The sequence below is a fragment of the Acidovorax sp. Leaf78 genome, from assembly GCF_001422735.1.
Classification (GTDB): domain Bacteria; phylum Pseudomonadota; class Gammaproteobacteria; order Burkholderiales; family Burkholderiaceae_C; genus Acidovorax.
Genome location: NZ_LMLZ01000024.1, coordinates 120,362 through 137,356 on the forward strand (window position 1 = coordinate 120,362; position 16,995 = coordinate 137,356).

The 16,995-nt window shown below is 67.4% G+C and carries 16 protein-coding genes and 1 tRNA gene; 11 read left to right on the plus strand and 6 right to left on the minus strand.

Annotated features, from left to right (window positions below; genetic code table 11):
* Positions 1 to 2 precede the first annotated feature (2 nt).
* Together rplQ and ASF16_RS22690 are read left to right on the plus strand one after the other, a co-directional pair.
* Positions 3 to 395, plus strand: a complete 393-nt coding sequence (rplQ, locus tag ASF16_RS22685) for a 50S ribosomal protein L17 (RefSeq protein ID WP_056172584.1) — start codon at positions 3 to 5, stop codon at positions 393 to 395.
* 22 nt (positions 396 to 417) lie between these two features.
* Positions 418 to 494 (plus strand) — tRNA-Met (locus ASF16_RS22690).
* A 383-nt stretch (positions 495 to 877) separates the two neighbouring features.
* On the opposite strand, the gene nhaR is transcribed toward ASF16_RS22690, so the two are convergent.
* A complete protein-coding gene (gene nhaR / locus ASF16_RS22695) occupies positions 878 to 1,774 on the minus strand; it encodes a transcriptional activator NhaR (RefSeq protein ID WP_056172586.1) in 897 nt (298 codons plus the stop codon).
* Between the two features lie 150 nt (positions 1,775 to 1,924).
* Here nhaR and ASF16_RS22700 point away from each other — a divergent pair, with 150 nt between their 5' ends.
* Positions 1,925 to 2,473 carry an Rrf2 family transcriptional regulator gene (locus tag ASF16_RS22700; protein WP_056172588.1) on the plus strand — a complete coding sequence of 183 codons (549 nt, stop codon included), beginning with the start codon at positions 1,925 to 1,927 and terminating at the stop codon, positions 2,471 to 2,473.
* A gap of 337 nt (positions 2,474 to 2,810) precedes the next feature.
* Here the strand turns inward: ASF16_RS22700 and ASF16_RS22705 are convergent, their stop codons facing one another.
* On the minus strand, positions 2,811 to 3,224 hold the full coding sequence (locus tag ASF16_RS22705) for a VOC family protein (protein WP_056173014.1): 414 nt from the start codon (positions 3,222 to 3,224) through the stop codon (positions 2,811 to 2,813).
* Between the two features lie 529 nt (positions 3,225 to 3,753).
* Complete coding sequence (locus ASF16_RS22710; RefSeq protein ID WP_056172591.1) at positions 3,754 to 4,392, minus strand: glutathione S-transferase; 639 nt, start codon at positions 4,390 to 4,392, stop codon at positions 3,754 to 3,756.
* A gap of 146 nt (positions 4,393 to 4,538) precedes the next feature.
* Here ASF16_RS22710 and ASF16_RS22715 point away from each other — a divergent pair, with 146 nt between their 5' ends.
* From ASF16_RS22715 to ASF16_RS22740, 6 genes are all read left to right on the plus strand, one after another.
* Complete coding sequence (locus ASF16_RS22715) at positions 4,539 to 4,907, plus strand: DUF2946 family protein (protein ID WP_200926960.1); 369 nt, start codon at positions 4,539 to 4,541, stop codon at positions 4,905 to 4,907.
* 79 nt (positions 4,908 to 4,986) lie between these two features.
* Complete coding sequence (locus ASF16_RS22720) at positions 4,987 to 7,317, plus strand: TonB-dependent receptor (RefSeq protein ID WP_056172596.1); 2,331 nt, start codon at positions 4,987 to 4,989, stop codon at positions 7,315 to 7,317.
* A gap of 33 nt (positions 7,318 to 7,350) precedes the next feature.
* Entirely contained in the window at positions 7,351 to 7,896 is a 546-nt protein-coding gene (locus tag ASF16_RS22725; RefSeq protein WP_235507489.1) for a YcnI family protein, read from the plus strand.
* Positions 7,897 to 7,999: 103 nt separating this feature from the next.
* The gene (locus ASF16_RS22730) at positions 8,000 to 8,494 is read left to right on the plus strand and encodes a copper chaperone PCu(A)C (protein ID WP_056172601.1); all 495 of its coding nucleotides are present in this window, start codon (positions 8,000 to 8,002) and stop codon (positions 8,492 to 8,494) included.
* Between the two features lie 165 nt (positions 8,495 to 8,659).
* Positions 8,660 to 9,547 (plus strand): PhaM family polyhydroxyalkanoate granule multifunctional regulatory protein, encoded by an 888-nt coding sequence (locus ASF16_RS22735; RefSeq protein WP_056172604.1) that lies wholly within the window; start codon positions 8,660 to 8,662, stop codon positions 9,545 to 9,547.
* Between the two features lie 65 nt (positions 9,548 to 9,612).
* Entirely contained in the window at positions 9,613 to 10,944 is a 1,332-nt protein-coding gene (locus ASF16_RS22740) for an FIST N-terminal domain-containing protein (RefSeq protein WP_056173018.1), read from the plus strand.
* An 86-nt stretch (positions 10,945 to 11,030) separates the two neighbouring features.
* On the opposite strand, the gene ASF16_RS22745 is transcribed toward ASF16_RS22740, so the two are convergent.
* Both ASF16_RS22745 and ASF16_RS22750 read right to left on the minus strand, forming a co-directional pair.
* The gene (locus ASF16_RS22745) at positions 11,031 to 12,353 is read right to left on the minus strand and encodes a hemolysin family protein (RefSeq protein ID WP_056172606.1); all 1,323 of its coding nucleotides are present in this window, start codon (positions 12,351 to 12,353) and stop codon (positions 11,031 to 11,033) included.
* A gap of 183 nt (positions 12,354 to 12,536) precedes the next feature.
* Positions 12,537 to 13,715 (minus strand): rhodanese-like domain-containing protein, encoded by a 1,179-nt coding sequence (locus ASF16_RS22750; protein ID WP_082517107.1) that lies wholly within the window; start codon positions 13,713 to 13,715, stop codon positions 12,537 to 12,539.
* Positions 13,716 to 13,954: 239 nt separating this feature from the next.
* On the opposite strand from ASF16_RS22750, the gene ASF16_RS22755 reads away from it, so the two are divergent.
* Both ASF16_RS22755 and ASF16_RS22760 read left to right on the plus strand, forming a co-directional pair.
* Complete coding sequence (locus tag ASF16_RS22755; RefSeq protein WP_056172613.1) at positions 13,955 to 15,160, plus strand: sulfite oxidase; 1,206 nt, start codon at positions 13,955 to 13,957, stop codon at positions 15,158 to 15,160.
* Positions 15,157 to 15,573 carry a cytochrome c gene (locus ASF16_RS22760; RefSeq protein WP_082517108.1) on the plus strand — a complete coding sequence of 139 codons (417 nt, stop codon included), beginning with the start codon at positions 15,157 to 15,159 and terminating at the stop codon, positions 15,571 to 15,573. The genes ASF16_RS22755 and ASF16_RS22760 overlap by 4 nt, the downstream gene beginning before the upstream one ends.
* A gap of 102 nt (positions 15,574 to 15,675) precedes the next feature.
* Here the strand turns inward: ASF16_RS22760 and ASF16_RS22765 are convergent, their stop codons facing one another.
* On the minus strand, positions 15,676 to 16,992 hold the full coding sequence (locus ASF16_RS22765) for a D-amino acid dehydrogenase (RefSeq protein ID WP_056172616.1): 1,317 nt from the start codon (positions 16,990 to 16,992) through the stop codon (positions 15,676 to 15,678).
* Between the last annotated feature and the right edge of the window lie 3 nt (positions 16,993 to 16,995).

The window sequence follows — 16,995 nt, forward strand, 5'->3', positions numbered from 1 at the left end:
CCATGCGCCACGGACACGGACTCCGCAAACTCAATCGCACCAGCTCGCACCGCCTTGCGATGCTGCAGAACATGATGAACTCGATCATCGAGCACGAGGCCATCAAGACCACGGTGCCCAAGGCCAAGGAATTGCGCCGCGTGATCGAGCCCATGATCACCCTGGCCAAGGTCGACACCGTCGCCAACCGCCGCCTGGCTTTCAACCGCCTGCGCGACCGTGACAGCGTCACCAAACTGTTCAACGACCTGGGCCCACGCTTCAACGCGCGTCCCGGTGGCTACACCCGCATTCTGAAGATGGGCTTCCGCGTGGGCGACAATGCGCCTATGGCCCTGGTCGAATTGGTCGACCGCGCTGCAGAAACCGAAAATAATTCGGCAGCAGCTGAATAATAGGGTATAATTTATTTCTTACCGCGCGATGGAGCAGTCTGGTAGCTCGTTGGGCTCATAACCCAAAGGTCGGAGGTTCAAATCCTTCTCGCGCAACCAAAATGTTGGCTGATTCAGTCAGTCAAAGCAAAACGCCCACAGCAATGTGGGCGTTTTTGTTTGTGGGCTTGCTATCGGTGCCCGGTTGGCTGCGCAACGTTGCCGCTGGAAGTGCCGAGCTGATGTGTTGCCGAGTGGGCTTGAGTGCTTCTTTCCTGGCTGACGGTGTAGCGGGTTGCTTGATTGGCTGACCGGCTGACTGTGCGATCCATTGTTGGGTTGGCCGCGCTTGCAAGCCACACCCAGCCTCTCACGGCGTTGCGATACGGTGCGCCCCTCTGGCCCACATGTGGCCTGGCGCCTCGCTTGTCAGCGCTGCCAAGCTCACCAAGACGGTGTTTCCGACCTCCATACGGTTGCACAGCGACGCGCCGACCAGCCAATCACTTCCCAAACAGATCTGCTTTCGCCGCCTTGGTGATGGCCGCCACGCAGGGGTGCGTGATGCGCCGCTCCACCGAGATCGCAAAGAACTCCTCCACCAGCTCGCTCGATCGACCGATGACCTCGACGCCAAATTGCGCCGTCGTTTCATCGTCCAGCACCGTGGGCGAGGTGAACACCCCCCGGCCTTCGCGCCCGAAGGCGTTCATGAGCGCGCTGTCGTCGAATTCGCCCACCAGGCGGGGCTGCAGCTGGTATTTGTTGAACCAGTGGTCCAGCTGCTGGCGCACCGATGACATGGGCCCCTGGATCAGCATGGGCGCGCCTTGCAGGCACTGAGGGAAGTCGCCCTGCAGCTCCGCACGCAGCCCGGGGGCGCACAAAAAGCTCATGCCGCTGGTGCCCAGCGGGTGGTTGAAAGCCTTCACGCCGATCTTCTTGGACACGGGCTCGTCGGCCAGCACGAGGTCGAGCTTGTGCAGGCTCAACTGGGCGATCAGCTCGGGGAACTTGCCTTCCTGGCAGGTCATGTGCACCTGCTGCGGCATGCCGAGCGCCGGCTCCAACAGGTGGTACGCCACCGACTTGGCGATGGAATCGGCCACGCCGACCCGAAATTCGAGCGGCTTGACCTGGCCGCGGGACAGGCGTACCGACTTTTCCAGCTCGTCGCCCAGCGCAAAAATCTGCTCGGCGTAGCCCAGCGCTACCCGGCCTTCGCTGGTCAGCTCCAGGCCCCGCCCGCGCTTGCGGAACAGGTCGTGCCCCAGCCATTCCTCCAGCTGCTTGATCTGGCCGGACAGCGTTTGCGGGGCGGTGTGCAGCTGTTCGCCGGCGCGCATCACGCCGCCCGCCTTGGCCACGGTCCAGAAGTAGCGCAGGTGCTTGAAGTTCATGGGTGCTCCGATGCTTCGAAAAAACCGATCTATTTGAATCGATAAAACGAATATACGCGAAGTGTCAAAGCCTCTACATTGAACGCCTGGCCCCATTCCGTGGCAAGTGCCCGGCTTGGAAATTGTCGTGTTCACACAAGGAGTACAACGATGCGAATCACTACCAGAGGACAACTTGCGGTGTCGGCGATGACCGACCTCGCGCTGCGCCAGAAGATTCGCCCGGTGGCGCTGTCAACCATCAGCGCACGCCAGGGCACCTCGCTGTCGTACCTGGAGCAGCTGTTCAGCGCCCTGCGCCGTGCGGGGCTGGTGGACAGCACGCGCGGCCCCGGTGGCGGCTACACGCTGGCCCGGCGCGCCGACCAGGTGTCGGTGGCCGAGATCATCCTGGCGGTCGAGAACCTCAAGGCCGACGACCTGCAGAACCTCGGTGCCGGCCAGGCTGCCCAGGTGAAGTCGATGACCGGTGATCTGTGGTCCACCTTCAACGCACGGGTGATGGACTACCTGCAGTCCGTGACCTTGCAGGACCTGGTGGCCGAGCAGATCGAAAAGGGCGTGGTGGCAGAAGTCGCCGCACCTGCAGCCGCGCCACGCCCCAAGCTGAGCGCCAAGCCGCGCCCGCTGATGGCGCGTGTGGGTGTGCCCAACTCGGTGTTTGCACTCGGCACCATCCCGCTGCTGCAACGCCGCTGACGCGCGACCTCCGCAGGCGATCTGCGGAGGATGGCGTCATGCATGCCCGTTGGGCCAGGATGAGACCTTGTCGCCCAGCCGCCGCAGGAGGCCAATGACGTCACTGAAGACGGGGGGCGCCGCGCGGTGGCGTCGCGCAAAAGCGTTCCGGTGTACCTGGTTGAGTACTTCGGCAGGTGCGCATACAGGGTGTGAAGATGCCCGCTAGATCGCGCAGCCGGGTTTGATCCGTACGGCAGGCCCTGCGCTGCGAGCATGCGCGGGCCACATCTGTCAGCAGCCGACATTGGCGCGCGCCGCGCGCCTGCGGCTCAGTGCCGGCCAAGCAGGGTGTGCCTCAGCTCGCGTACACCTCGTCGAGCGAGCGAAAGCCCTTCATCTCGATCGGATTGCCGCTGGGGTCATGGAAGAACATCGTCCACTGCTCGCCGGGCTGGCCTTTGAACCGCACCTGCGGCGCCAGCGCGAACGTCGTGCCTGCCGCCTTGAGCCGCGCGGCCAGCGCATGCCACTCGGGCAGCTCCAGAATGGCGCCGAAGTGCGGCATGGGCACCAGATGGTCGCCGACATGGCCGGTGCGGGCACTGGCAAACGGCTCGCCCAGGTGCAAAGAGATCTGGTGCCCGAAGAAATCGAAGTCCACCCAGGTATCGGTGCTTCGGCCTTCCTCGCATCCCAGCACGCCGCCATAAAAGCGGCGCGCGGCATCGAGGTCGGTGACGTGAAAAGCAAGATGAAAGAGGCTGCGCATGCCGAGCAGGATAGCAGCGGGACTGGCCCTGCGGCAGCGGATCTTGCTCACCGGCATCGACGACGACCGACCTGACCAATCCCGCTGATCAAGTGTCCACGCTCAACCCATGCTGCGCAGCGCCCCGCTGCACTCCAATGCACCCAAAGGGCCCCGCTTCGCGAAAGGCGATCACAGCACTCCTTGCCTGCACACCTCTACACGTCGCCTCAGCCCGAGTGAGCCCGAGATAGTCAGAGCGGGCGGCCAGAGCTTCTATAGCTGGCCAGAGCTAATCAGAGCCGGCCCGCGTCGACCGCCCCGCCAACACTCCCTTGCCTTGAACCCACCAGCCCCAACTACTGGCACACCGCCAACGCCAGTGCCACCGTGGAACCGGCTCCCCCGGGCCACCGGTGGCGTCCCCCTCCGGGGCTGAGGCCTGCGGCTCCAAGCCTGCCTGCGCAGGCTTGGACTGGCCGAAGAGGCCGCGCCTCTGGCGCGTGCCACCGAGCCGCGCAGCGGCTCAGGGGGGCTTCACTTGACGGCTTCACTTCCTTGCCAACATCTCTGCCGTATTGGTCTTGCGGTCCGCATTCACGCGCTGCACATGCGGGCGCTCGGCCATGCGGGCCAGGTAGTCGCGCACCGGCAGGTCGGCCAAAAAGTCGCGGCCGTAGACGATCTTGGTGGCCGAGCTCACCAGCGGCAAATGCACGATGGCCGCGCAGTCGGCCAGCGTGAAGGTGTCGCCGCCAACGTAAGGGCTGAACTTGGCCAGTTGGGCAAACGCAGCGATGTTCTTGGTGAGCTGCGCACCGACCTTTTCGCGCGCGGCCTCGCTCACGGTGCCGCCGAAAAAGGCCTGCGGATACAGGTTGCGCGCCACCAGCTCCAGGTGCAGCTCCAGAAAGGTGATCAGCTCGCGCACCTTGGCCGCGGCCAGCGGGTCGGCCGGGATCAGCGGGTGTTCGGGGTACGCCGACTCGATGTAGTCCGCCATCACCGCCGACTCGCACAGCGTGCCGTGCGGCGTGCGCAGGTAGGGCACCTTGCCCAGGGGCGACGCGCTGCGGTCGGTCTCGCCGACCCAGGCCAGCTCCTCGGTAAAGGACAGGCCCTTTTCGAGCAGGGCGAGTTTGACCTTGTTGTAGTAGTTGCTGGCCGAAAAGCCGCAGAGCGTGAGCATGGTGGTGTCTCCGTTGTTGTCGTTGAGGCAGGGGGCGGTGCAGGCAGGCGCCAGGCCGGATCGTAGGCCCGGCCCGCCAGGGCGCCCGTCGCCCAGATGACCCCCGTCAAGGCCGCTGCAGGTGCGGCATCTACAATCGGGCCTCCATGGTGCCGTCCCTGCAAACCCTCCGCAGCCTTTGCTGGCTCGCCCGCTGTGTGCTGGCGTGGTTTGTACTGTCCCTCGGGGTGGCGGTGGCGTCGCCGCTGGTCAGCCCGCAGGCCATGGAGCTGATCTGCTCGGGCTCCGGCGCGATCAAGCTGCTGGTCAAGACCGACGACGGCGTGCAGGAAGTGACGAGCCACGCGCTCGACTGCCCGCTGTGCGCCCACGTCGGCGCACCGCCGCCCGCCGCGCAGGCCCCGCTGCCGGTCGTTCATCCCCTCGCGCATGCCTTGCGCCCCATCCCCGCCGCGCACATCGCTGCGCGCACGGCCGCGCCGCTGCCGCCGCGCGGGCCGCCCGTACTCTCCTGATTTGCTATTGATTCAATAGCTGCTGGCGCTTGTCCATCAAGCGGTAGCAGCCTGTTTGGCTTGTATTTCAGGAGTTTCCATGCGCAAAAGCCGCAGGGTGCTGGCCGTGGCCGGTGCCTTTCCTCTCGCCCTGTTCGCGGCTGCGCCCGCGCAGGCCCAGGCCGCCGACGGCGCGCCCGTCAAGGCGCTGGGCGTCGTCACCATCACCGGCGGCCAGCCCACTTCGCTGCCCACGCAGATCCCCACCACCATCGAAGGCGTGACGCGCGAGCAGATCGAGCATTCGATCAACGCCACCGACAGCGAAGACGCGCTCAAATACCTGCCCAGCCTGCTGGTGCGCAAGCGCTACATCGGCGATTACAACCATGCCGTGCTGTCCACGCGCGCCTCGGGCACGGGCAACCCGGCGCGGTCGATGGTGTTTGCCGACGGCATCTTGCTCAGCAACTACCTGGGCAACGGGCCCACCAACGCGCCGCGCTGGATGCTGGTCACGCCCGAGGAGATCGAGCGGGTGGACGTTCTCTACGGCCCGTTCTCGGCCGCGTATGCCGGCAACTCGGTGGGCGCCGTGGTGGACTACGTGACGCGCATGCCCACCCGGTTCGAGGCGCACGGCAAGGTCAGCGTGCAGCACCAGCCGTTCGATTTGTACAGCACCAGCGCCAGCTACGGCGGCCAGCAGGCCAGCGCGTCGGTCGGCAACAAGAACGGCGACTGGTCGTGGTTCCTCAACTTCAGCAAGACCGACAGCGAAGGCCAGCCGCTGACCTTCCCTACGCGCCTGGTTGCTGCCGGCACACCGAGCGGAGCGGGCACATCCGGCAACGCGGGCACACCGGTCACCGGCGCGGTGGCGGGCAGCAACCGCAGCAACCAGCCGTGGTACCTGCTGGGCACCGCCACGCAGTACCGCACGCAGCAGGACCACATCAAGGCCAAGCTCGCCTACGACGTCACGCCCACGGTGCGCGCGGCCTACACCTTCGGCTGGTGGCACAACGAGTCCGAAGGCCGCCCCGCCAGCTACCTGCGCGATGCGGGCGGCAACGCGGTCTATAGCGGCAACGTCAACATCAATGGCCGCGCGTTCATGCTCATGCCGACCGACTTCAATGTGTCCAACGAAGAGCTCACGCACTTCATGCACGGCCTGTCGGTCAAGAGCCGCACGCAGGGCGTGTTCGACTGGGAGGTCGCCGCCAGCCGCTACGACTACCACCAGGACACCCTGCGCGCCGCCACCGTGGCCCTGCCCGCCGCACTGAACGGCGGCGCGGGCCGCATCGTCGACGGCAAGGGCACCGGCTGGACCACGCTGGCCGCCAAGGGCACCTGGCGTCCCGAGGGGATGCAGGGCACGCACATCGTGGACTTCGGCCTGCAGCGCGACAGCTACCAGCTGCGCAGCATCGAGAACGCCACCACGAACTGGATCAACGGCGCCGCCGGTGCGCGCAACCAGGCGTTCAACGGCGACACGCAGCTAATCGGCCTGTGGGCGCAGGACACCTGGAAGATCGCGCCCCGGTGGAAGGCCGTGCTGGGCGCGCGCGCCGAGCGCTGGAGCACCAGCCACGGGCAGACGGCCAATGCCAGCACGGTGCTGGGCCACCCCGAGCGCACCGAGAACTACCTCTCGCCCAAGGCCGCCGTGGCCTACCAGGCCAGCGCGCAGTGGGTGCTCAAGGCCTCCACCGGCCGCGCGGTGCGCATGCCCACGGTGTCCGAGCTCTACCAGGGCGGCATCAGCGGCAGCGGGGTGCTGGTCAACAACGACCCGAACCTCAGGCCCGAAAAGTCCTGGACCACCGAGCTGACCGCCGAGCGCGACCTGGCCGGCTGGGGCGGCGAGGGCCTGCTGCGCCTGACCGCGTTCTTCGAGCGCACGCGCGACGCGCTGTACTCGCAGACCAACGTGCTCGTCACCCCCAACGTGACCAATGTGCAGAACGTGGACGCCATCCGCACCCAGGGCCTGGAAGCGTCCTACCAGGCCGCCAACGTGTTCGTGCGCGGCCTGGACATTGGCAGCAGCCTGACCTGGACCGACTCCAAGATCACCAGGAACGACAAGTTCCCAGCCAGCGTCGGCAAGTGGCAACCGCGCATTCCCGCCTGGCGCGCCAGTGCCGTGGCCACCTACCGGCCCAACGCCACCTGGTCGTACACCCTGGGCGCGCGCTACAGCGGCAAGCAGTACGGCACGCTGGACAACACCGACTCCCACGGCTTTGCCTACCAGGGCACGAGCCGCTACTTCACCACCGACGTGCGCGTGCGCTACCAGGTCAGCCAGCAGGTCAGCGTGGCCGTGGGCATCGACAACCTCAACAACTACCGCTACTGGAATTTCCATCCGTATCCGCAGCGGACGTACATGGCTGAACTGAAGGTCACCCCCTGAGAAAGAAAGGTTACGGAAATGAATGTGAATACTATGAAAAAGATAGCTGCTGGCGCTTTATGGATCAGCGGTAGCGCCCTTTTTGCACCTGCATCCGCCCACGTGGTGCTTGAATACCAGGTGGCCCCGGCGGCCAGCAGCTACAAGGCGACCTTCAAGGTGGGCCATGGCTGCGGCGCGGCGCCCACGCGGCAGATCGTGGTGGACATTCCGGCCGGCATGCGCGGTGCGCGGCCCATGCCCAAGCCGGGTTGGGTGCTGGACGTGCAGCGCGACAAGCTCGCGCAGCCGTATAGCAGCCATGGCCGCAGCGTCACCGAAGACGTAGTGCGCATCACCTGGACGGCCAAGACGCCGGACGACGTGCTGCCAAGCGCGCACTACGACGAGTTCGTGGTGGTAGCGACCACGCCCGAGCAGGCGGGCACCGTGTACTGGCCCGTGCGCCAGGTCTGCACCGAGGGCCGCAGCGACTGGACCGAGGTGCCAAAGCCCGGTCAGAAGCTGTCGGACCTGAAGTCCCCTGCGGCCGCACTGGAGATTCTTCCCGGCGGCAGCGCGGGTGGCCACAATCACTGACAGTGGCCGCGTTCCTCATCTTTGTCGCTAGCTATCCCTTTCTCCCTGCCACGCCGCACCATGCGTGGCGCTGCACCTCTTCTGAACTGAAGGACAAGACACCATGACATCCACACGCTTTCACACCGCCGCCCAGGCCTGCATCCTGGCTGCCACGCTCGCTGGCGCCTCTGCCTGGGCACAGACCGCTGCCGCCGTCAAGGTCGAGGGCGCCTGGGCCCGCGCCAGCGTGCAAGGCCAAAAAGGCACCGGCGCCTTCATGCAGCTGACCGCCAAGGACGGCGCCCGCCTGGTGCGCGCCGAGTCGCCGGCCGCGGGCGTGACCGAAGTGCACGAGATGAAGATGGAAGGCGACGTGATGAAGATGCGCGCCGTGCCCGCCCTGGACCTGCCCGCGGGCAAGACGGTGGAGCTCAAGCCCGGCGGCTACCACGTCATGCTGCTCGACCTGAAGGCTCCGCTGGCCAAGGACAGCACCGTGCCCATCACCCTGGTGTTCCAGGACGCCAAGGGCGCCGAGAGCAAGCTGAACCTGAGCGTGCCGGTGGGCACGTCGGCACCGGGCGCCGCACCTGCGGCACACGGACACAAGCACTGACCGTCGCGACGCGCTGCTGCCGTCCTTTCTTGGGCGCCTGAGGTGCGCCGCGGCCCGATAGCCCGGCGCGCACCCCGGAAAAGACCGTACGCCCGCAGGGCAGGCATTGGAGTAAGCTGTGCTCCCACCACAGAATCACCCAGTCCCACCTCTTGCGGAGCGGCCATGAGCGACACATCCAACTTCGGTTTCGGCAAACTCGTCCCCGGTTTCGACTTTCTGCAAAGCCTGGCCAAGGGCGCATCGAGCAGCATTCCCCAGCTGCCCAACCTCTCCAACTGGGTGGCGCCCACCATCAGCGTGGAAGAGCTGGAAAAGCGCATCGATGAACTCAAGGCGGTGCAGTTCTGGCTGGAGCAGAACTCGCGCGCCCTGGCCGCGACCATCCAGGCGCTGGAAGTGCAAAAGATGACCCTGGCCACGCTCAAGGGCATGAACTTCAGCATGGGCGACGTGGCCAATGCCTTCAAGCTCAAGACCGCCGACACCGTGATGAGCGGCGTGCAAAAGGCCGCCGGCACCGTGAGCGGTGCGGCCGACGCCGTGGCAGGTGCCGCAGCCCGCGTGGCGAGCCGTGCTGCCGACGCGCAGGCGGATGAGGCGGAAGAAGCCGAAGAGGAAGATGACGCCCCCGCAGCGGCCCCCAAGTCGAAGGCAGACAAGGCCGGCAAAGCCAAGGCCGCGAGTGCCGCCGAGCCCAATGTGGTCGACCCGATGCAATGGTGGGGCGCGCTCACCAGCCAGTTCCAGCAGATCGCCACCAACGCGATGAAGGACGCCGCCAAGCAGACGGCCATCGACACCACCAAGAACATGGCCACCGGCTTGGCCAAAGAAGCATTCAAGACAGCGTCGGGCATGGCCAGCCAGTTCGCCGCCAAGGGCCTGCAGACCGTCCAGGGCACTGGCAAACGCGCCTCCGCCTCCAGCGCCGCCAAGAAAGCCGCGCCGGCAGCTGCCAAAAAGCCCGCGCCCCGCAAGGCCGCCGCCAAGCCCGCGGCCAAGAAATCCACCTCCCGCACCAGCGCCTCGCCGCGCAAGCGCGCGGGCTGACGGGGCCGGGCGCGGCGGGTGCAACGAACCCGCTCGCCGGCTGGCCTGCCCCCAGAGAGACCATGATGAAACTATTTCCCTCCGGCCATGCCACACACCCGCAGTGGCGCATGGCCGCCGCGCTGGTGCTGGCCCAGCTGCGCGCCCAGATGGCGCTGCCCGGCTACGCCGCGGCGCCCACGCTGGGCCTGCTGTACATCACCGACCACTACGCCGATGAAGCGCAGGCGCTGCTCGACTACCTGAGCGGCGAACTGCCCGAGGTCACCGACTGGAGCGGCACGGTGGGCGTGGGCGTGTCGGCCAACAACGCCGAATACTTCGACGAGCCCGCGCTGTCGGTCATGCTGCTGGACGTGCCGGCCGACCAGTACCGCGTGTTCTCGGGCGTGGCACCGTTGCCCACGCATCCGGCGCACCCTGCGCACGGGGGCGGCGGCTTCACCGCGCACACGGCGCTGGTCCATGCCGATGGCCACACGCCCGAGCTGGCCGAGTTGATCCTGGAGATGGCCGAACGCACGGACACCGGCTACCTTTTCGGCGGGCTGACGGCCAGCCGCAGCGCCAGCGTGCAGTTCGCGGTCGGCGGCAACGGCAACCTGGCGGGGCAGGGCGCGGCCACCGGCGTGTTCGACGGCGGCCTGTCGGGTGTGGCGTTCGGGCCCGGCGTGGCGCTGGTGTCGCGCGTCACCCAGGGCTGCCAGCCGGTGGGTGCACTGCGCGCAGTCACCGCCGCGCAGGAGAACGTGGTGCTCGAGCTCGACGGCGAGCCCGCGCTCGACGTGCTGCTGGACACACTGGAGGTCTCGCTGGACGGCGACCCGCAGCCCGCGCTGCGCAAGGTGCGTGCCACGCTGGCGGGGCTGGTCAACGCGGGCGAGCAGCCCCAGGGCCAGCGCCGCACCGGCCACTTCGGCACCGACACGCGCGTGCGCCACATCGTGGGGCTCGACGGCTCGCGCCGGGGCGTGGCCCTGGCAGACAGGGTGGAGACCGGCATGCACCTGGCGTTCTGCCAGCGCAATGTGGCCGCCGCCCGCGCCGACCTGATGCGGATCTGCGCCGAGATCCGCGAAGAACTGGAGCCCGAAGAACTGGAGCCCATGCACCTGGTGTCGGACGCCGACAGCGATACACTGCCCGCGTCCCTGGCCCCCAGCACGGGGCCAGGCCAGGGCGCATCGCCCAAGGCCGGGCAGCGCATCTGCGGCGCGATCTACGTGAGCTGCTCCGGCCGCGGGGGGCCGCATTTCGGCGGGCCCAGCGCCGAGCTGCAAATCGTGCGCCATGCCCTGGGCGACGTGCCGCTGGTGGGCTTTTTTGCCGGAGGCGAGATCGCGCACCACCACCTGTACGGCTACACCGGCGTGCTGACGGTGTTCGTGGGGGACTAGGCCCCGACGCCGAGCCCAGGCTGCTCAAAGCCAAAGAAAAAGGCGACCCGCGGGTCGCCTTCGTCATGGGTGCGCCTCAGTGAGCATCAACCTGCGGGCAGCCCTTCAGGCTCGTCCCGCTCTTCGTCGGTGAGCTTGGTGGCCAGGATCTTGTCGATGGTCTTGCCGTCCATGTCCACCACTTCGAGCTTCCAGTTCTCCCACTTCACCGTGTCGGTCACCTTGGGCAGGCGGCCCGTCAGCAGCATGATCATGCCGCTCAGCGTGTGGTAGCGGCCACGCTCTTCCTCGGGCACGGTGTCCAGGTTCAGGCGGTCCTTCAGCTCGGGCACGGGGATGTGGCCGTCCAGCAGCCAGCTGCCGTCGTCGCGCTGCAGCGCCCAGGATGTTTCCGGGTCGCGCGGCTGGAACTCGCCGGTGATGGCCTCGATCAGGTCCTGCAGCGTGACGATGCCCTGCACCTCGCCGTACTCGTCGATCACGAACGCCATGTGCACGTCCTGCAGCCGGAAGTTGTCCAGCAGTTCCATGCCGGTGATGGTCTCGGGCACATACAGCGCCGTCTGCAGCGGCTGGTCGGCCAGGCCCTGCTGGCGGTCGCGCAGCGCACGCGACAGCCACTGGCGCGCGTTGATCACGCCCACGATGTTGTCCATGCCGCCACGCACCACGGGGAAGCGCGCGTGGTCCGATTCTTCGATGCGCGCCAGGTTCTCCTCGAACGTCGCTTCGATGTCCAGGCACACCACGTCGCCACGCGGCAGCATCAGCGAGCCGATCTGGCGGTCGTCCAGCCGGAACACATTGCGCACCATGGTGTGCTCGTGCGACTCGATCACGCCGGCCGTCGTGCCCTCCACCAGCATGGCGTGGATCTCTTCTTCGGTCACGGGGCTGCCGCTGGTTTCCTTCACGCCGAGCAAACGCAGCAGGGTGCGCGTGGACGTGGACAGCAGCAGCACGAACGGCTTGGTCGCCAGCGCCAGAAAGTTGATGGGCCGCGCCACCAGGCGGGCAAAGGTCTCGGGGTACGACTGGCCGATGCGCTTGGGCACCAGTTCACCCACCACGATCGAGAAGTACGTGATCAGCACCACCACCAAGCCGGTGGCGGCATAGTTGCCGTAGGGCTGGGGCATGCCCAGCGAGTACAGCCACGACGCCAGTGGTGCGGCCAGCGCGGCCTCGCCCACGATACCGTTGAGCACGCCGATGGACGTGATGCCGATCTGGATGGTGGAGAGAAAACGCGTGGGGTCTTCGCCCAGCTTCACGGCAGCGGCGGCGCCGCTATCGCCCTCGTCTATCAGCTTTTGCAGCCGGGCCTTGCGTGCGGTGACCAGGGCGATCTCCGACATGGCAAACAGGCCGTTAAGACAGATGAGGGCGAACAGTATTGCTATTTCCATACAAAGGGCGCCTTGCGCGCCCTTGGGTGTTGAGAAGCTGACGATTGTAGGGACACAACCGGTGACACCCCGGAGATGGTGGGGCAGGACCGTGGGGCATTGGCCCGTCGCGTGGCCTGCAGGTGCTTGTGCAGATGCCTGTGCAGCGGCCCGCAGCAGGCGGTTTCGGGCGCTGCGCCGGGGCTAGCCGCCCTCGGTGGGCAGCCCGTTTTCATCCCATTCGGGCAGGCCGCCGCGCAGCCAGTACACCGAGGTGAAGCCCTTGCCCGCCGCCACCTTGGCGGCCTTGTACGACTTCCAGCACTCGGCGCCGTTGCAGGCAAAGATCACCGGCTTGCCCTTGTCCAGCTGCGGCACCTTGTCCAGGGCAGCAAAGTCGTCCTGCGCGGCGTTGAAGGCCACGTCCTTGAGGCTTTTTTCCACATAGGCTGCAAACACCGCGCCGCGGATGCGCTTGGCCTTGTATTCCTTTTCGGTGCGGGTATCGACCAGCGTGGCGCCGCGCGCCAGCAGGTCGCGCGCCTCCTTGGCGCTCACCCGGTTCACGCCCGGCAGGCTGCTGGGCGTGAACAGGCCCAGCTCGGCGAGGCGCTTGTACTCGGTGTTTTCAGGCCGCACCGCCACGGCGGGCAGGCCCACGTTGGCGGACGATGTGCCGAACCACTGCGCCAGCTTGTTGCGCGTGTCGGCGGGCAGGTCCTTCTTGACCACCACCGAGAAGCCGCCGGGCACCGGCTGCGACGTGGCCAGCACGCGGGCGGTCTTGGGGTGGGCTGCCGACCATTCGGCCCATTCGTCCTCGCGCACCACGGTGGCGTCGGCCGAGCCCAGGGTCAGCGCGGTCAGGCCCGCCTGGGGAAACTTTTCGTACTGCACGCTGCGCAGGTCCTGGAACGACAAGCCCGCCTCGTTGAGCATGCCGCGCGCCATGTAGGTGTAGACCGAGTCCTGCTGCGGCAGGTACAGGCGGCGGCCTTTCATGGCCGCCACGGCGTCGACCTGCTGCACGCCCACCAGCAGGTACTTGTCGGATTTTTGCGTGGCGCCCACCAGCTCGTAGCCGCGCTGCAGGGCCGACGCAGCCACCTGGGGCGGCCCGATGAAGATGTCGAAGCCCGCACTGCGCGTGGCGCGCATCACGTCGGACAGGTCTTCGCTGGTGGTCACCGTGACGGCCTGGCCGGCGGCCTTGGCCAGCCCGGACTCGGCCGCGCTGCGCAGGATGGTGTTCGCCGCCTTCTTGGCGGTGGGCTCCACGGCCACCAGTGCCGTGAGCTGCGCCTGGGCGCCGAATGCAGCGGTGGCCAGCAGCCAGGCCGCACAGAGCATGCAGGTTCCGATCGATCTTCGCCCGTGGTTCATGGCGCCCTCTCCTTTCCTTGGAAAGGCCAATATGCCTCAGGCCATCTCGGGATGCACGAATGTTTCCATATGCTTATTACTATTACATCTTTTGACAATGTATCGGATGGCTGGGGTGGGGTTTAGGCGCACAGAATGCGGCTTCCATCCGCAAAGGCCCGCAGCAGGAGGCGTGCGCTCCCCGCCATGTGTGTTGCTGTTTGTGTTGTTCGACTTACAACTTCCCGGAGACCGAACCCATGAAAGATTCCATGACCCTTCCGCGCCGGCACCTGCTGGCCGGGAGTGCCGCCGCCCTGAGTGCACTGGGCCTTGCCGGCTGGAGCGGGCGTGCCGCGGCCCAGGCTGCGGCCCCCAAGCCCTTGCCGGCTTACGCGGGGTGGAAGTCTTCCGACGCGTTGATCGTGCACAGCAGCAGCACGCTGGAGACCAAGCGCTCCGCGTTCGGCACCAGCGTGATCACGCCGTCGAACCAGCTGTACGTGCGCAACAACCTGCCCGCGCCCGACGCGGCCATCCTGAACGACCGCGACGCCTGGACCGTGGCCTTTGAAGGGGTGAAGAACCCGCGCAGCCTCACGCTGGCCGAGCTCAAGACCCTGGGCGTGGAGACCGTGGCCACCGTGCTGCAGTGCTCGGGCAACGGGCGCGGCTTCTTCCCCAGCAAGCCCAGCGGCACGCCCTGGGCCGTGGGCGCTGCAGGCTGCGTGGTGTGGAGCGGCGTGCCGCTGCGCAACGTGGTGGCCGCCCTGGGCGGGCTGGCCGATGGCGCGGTGTACCTCACCGGCACGGGCGGCGAGAAGCTGCCCGAGGGCGTGGACCCGCTGTCGGTGGTGGTGGAGCGATCGGTGCCCGTCAAGGCGACCGAAGACGCGCTGCTGGCCTGGGAGATGAACGGAGAGCCCATCTCGCTGGCCCACGGCGGCCCGCTGCGGTTGGTGGTGCCGGGCTACCAGGGCGTGAACAACATCAAGTACGTGCAGCGCGTGGCGTTCACCAGCGCCCAGTCGCAGGCGCGCATCATGTCGCACGGCTACCGCATGTCGCCCCCCGGCACCAAGGCCGCGCCGGACCAGCCCTCGGTGTGGGAGATGGGCGTCAAATCCTGGATCAACGGCCCCCTGCCCGAGAAGGGCACGCTCAAGGCCGGCCTGGTGCAGGTGCACGGCGTGGCCTTTGGCGGCACGCAGGCCGTCAAGGGCGTGGAGGTGTCGGTGGACGGCGGCAAGACCTGGCAGGCCGCACGCCTCATCGGCCCCGACCTGGGCAAGTTCGCCTGGCGCCAGTTCGTGCTGCCCGTGCAACTGGGCGCGGGCACCCATGTACTGGCCAGCCGCGCCACCGACATGGCAGGCACGGTGCAGGGTGAGCAGCGTGACGAGAACGTCGGCGGCTACAACAACGCCAGCTGGCGCGACCACGCCGTGACGATCACGGCAGCATGAAAAAGCTCCCCCCTGAGGCGCTGCGCGCCTTCCCCCCTGGAGGGAGACGCCACCGGTGGACTGGCGCAGCCAGATCCACGGCGGCACTGGCTTTGGGGCGCGACCTCGCATTGGCATTGCTGTTGCTGTCGACAGGCACCAGCTGGGCCGCCGATGCCGCCGAGCTGGCGCGCGGCAAAGAGCTGTTCACCAAGATCCAGCCCGCCTGCGCCGTGTGCCACACGCTGCAGGCCGCCGGTGCCGAAGGCCAGGTGGGCCCCGTGCTCGACGAGCTCAAGCCCGATGCGCCGCGCGTGCTGCGGGCATTGAAGGCGGGCATCGGCGTGATGCCGTCGTATGCCGAGCGCATGAGCGAGAAGGACATGAAGGCCGTGGCGAGCTTTGTGGCGCATGCCACCGGGGCTGCCAAGTAGACGAGGTACGGCGGCATTCGGTTGTAGCCCTCAGTGCTTTTTCATGGCCGTACAGGACTGCCGCGCGGCCTCAACGGGCCGCGCGCCGTGGTCATTCTGTGCTCAGGCCGTGGTGCGCGTCGGCAGCAGCGCCGCAGGGCGCGTGCTGCGCTCCACCCCTTGAAAATCGAAGTCCACCTGCGGCACCCGCCCGCTCACGATGTCGGCCAGCGCCTGGCCCGAGCCGCAGGCGTGCGTCCAGCCCAGCGTGCCGTGGCCGGTGTTGAGGAACAGGTTGGCGAGCTTCGTCTTGCCGATCAGCGGTACGTTGCTTGGCGTGGCGGGGCGCAGGCCGGTCCAGAACTGCGCCTGGCTGGCGTCGCCCGCACCGGGAAACAACTGCTCCACGCGGCGCACGATGGCGTCGCAGCGCACGGCGTTCAGGTGGCGGTCGTAGCCGTTCAATTCCGCCGTGCCTGCGATGCGCAGCCGGTCGCCCTGCGCGCTGGTGTAGCGCGAGAACACGAGCTTGAACTCGTCGTCCGTCAGGCTCACCTGGTGGGCCCGGGCCGCGTCCTTCACCGGCATGGTCACCGAATAGCCCTTGGCCGGGTAGATCGGCAGGCGAATGCCCAGCGGCTGCGCGAGCAGCGGGCTGAACGAGCCCATGGCCAGCACGAAGGCATCGCCCTGTACGCGCTCGAAGCGGCCTTCGGGCGTGGTCACCTCCACATGGTCGATGCGCCCCCCGGCCTCGCGCAGCGCGGTGATGTGGTGGCCCAGGCGAAACTGCACGCCCGCCGCCTCGCAGAGGGCAGCCAGCGCGCGCGTGAACTGGTTAGCGTCGCCCGATTCGTCCTCGGCCGTGAAGGTGGCGCCTGCGAGCTGCGGGCGGATGTGGGCGAGGGCGGGCTCGATGCGCACGGCCTCGTCGGCGCTGATGACCTGCCGCTCGCAGCCCAGGGCGCGCATCTGCTCGGCCGGGGCCAGGGCGCCGTCGAACTCCTTGGCGTTGGTGTAGAAGTGCAGGATGCCCTGCGTGCGCTGGTCGTACTGAAGTCCGGTGGCCGCGCGCAGCTGCTGCAGCACGCTGCGGCTGTAGGTGCCCAGGCTCACGATCTGCTCGATGTTGTGGCGCGTGCGCGCCGGCGTGCAGTTGCGCAAGAAGGCCAGACCCCAGAGCCACTGGCGCATGTCGGCGCGCAGGCGGAACAACAGCGGCGCGTCTTCCTGGCCCAGCCATTGCAGCACCTTGAGCGGTGCGCTCGGGTTGGCCCAGGGTTCGGCGTGGCTCACCGAGATCTGCCCGCCATTGGCAAAGCTGGTCTCGGCGCCGGGCGCGCCCTGGCGGTCGATGACGGTCACGTCGTGGCCGAGTTGCGAGAGGAAATAAGCCGAAGTCACGCCGAGCAAGCCGGCGCCGAGAACGATCACGCGCATGGT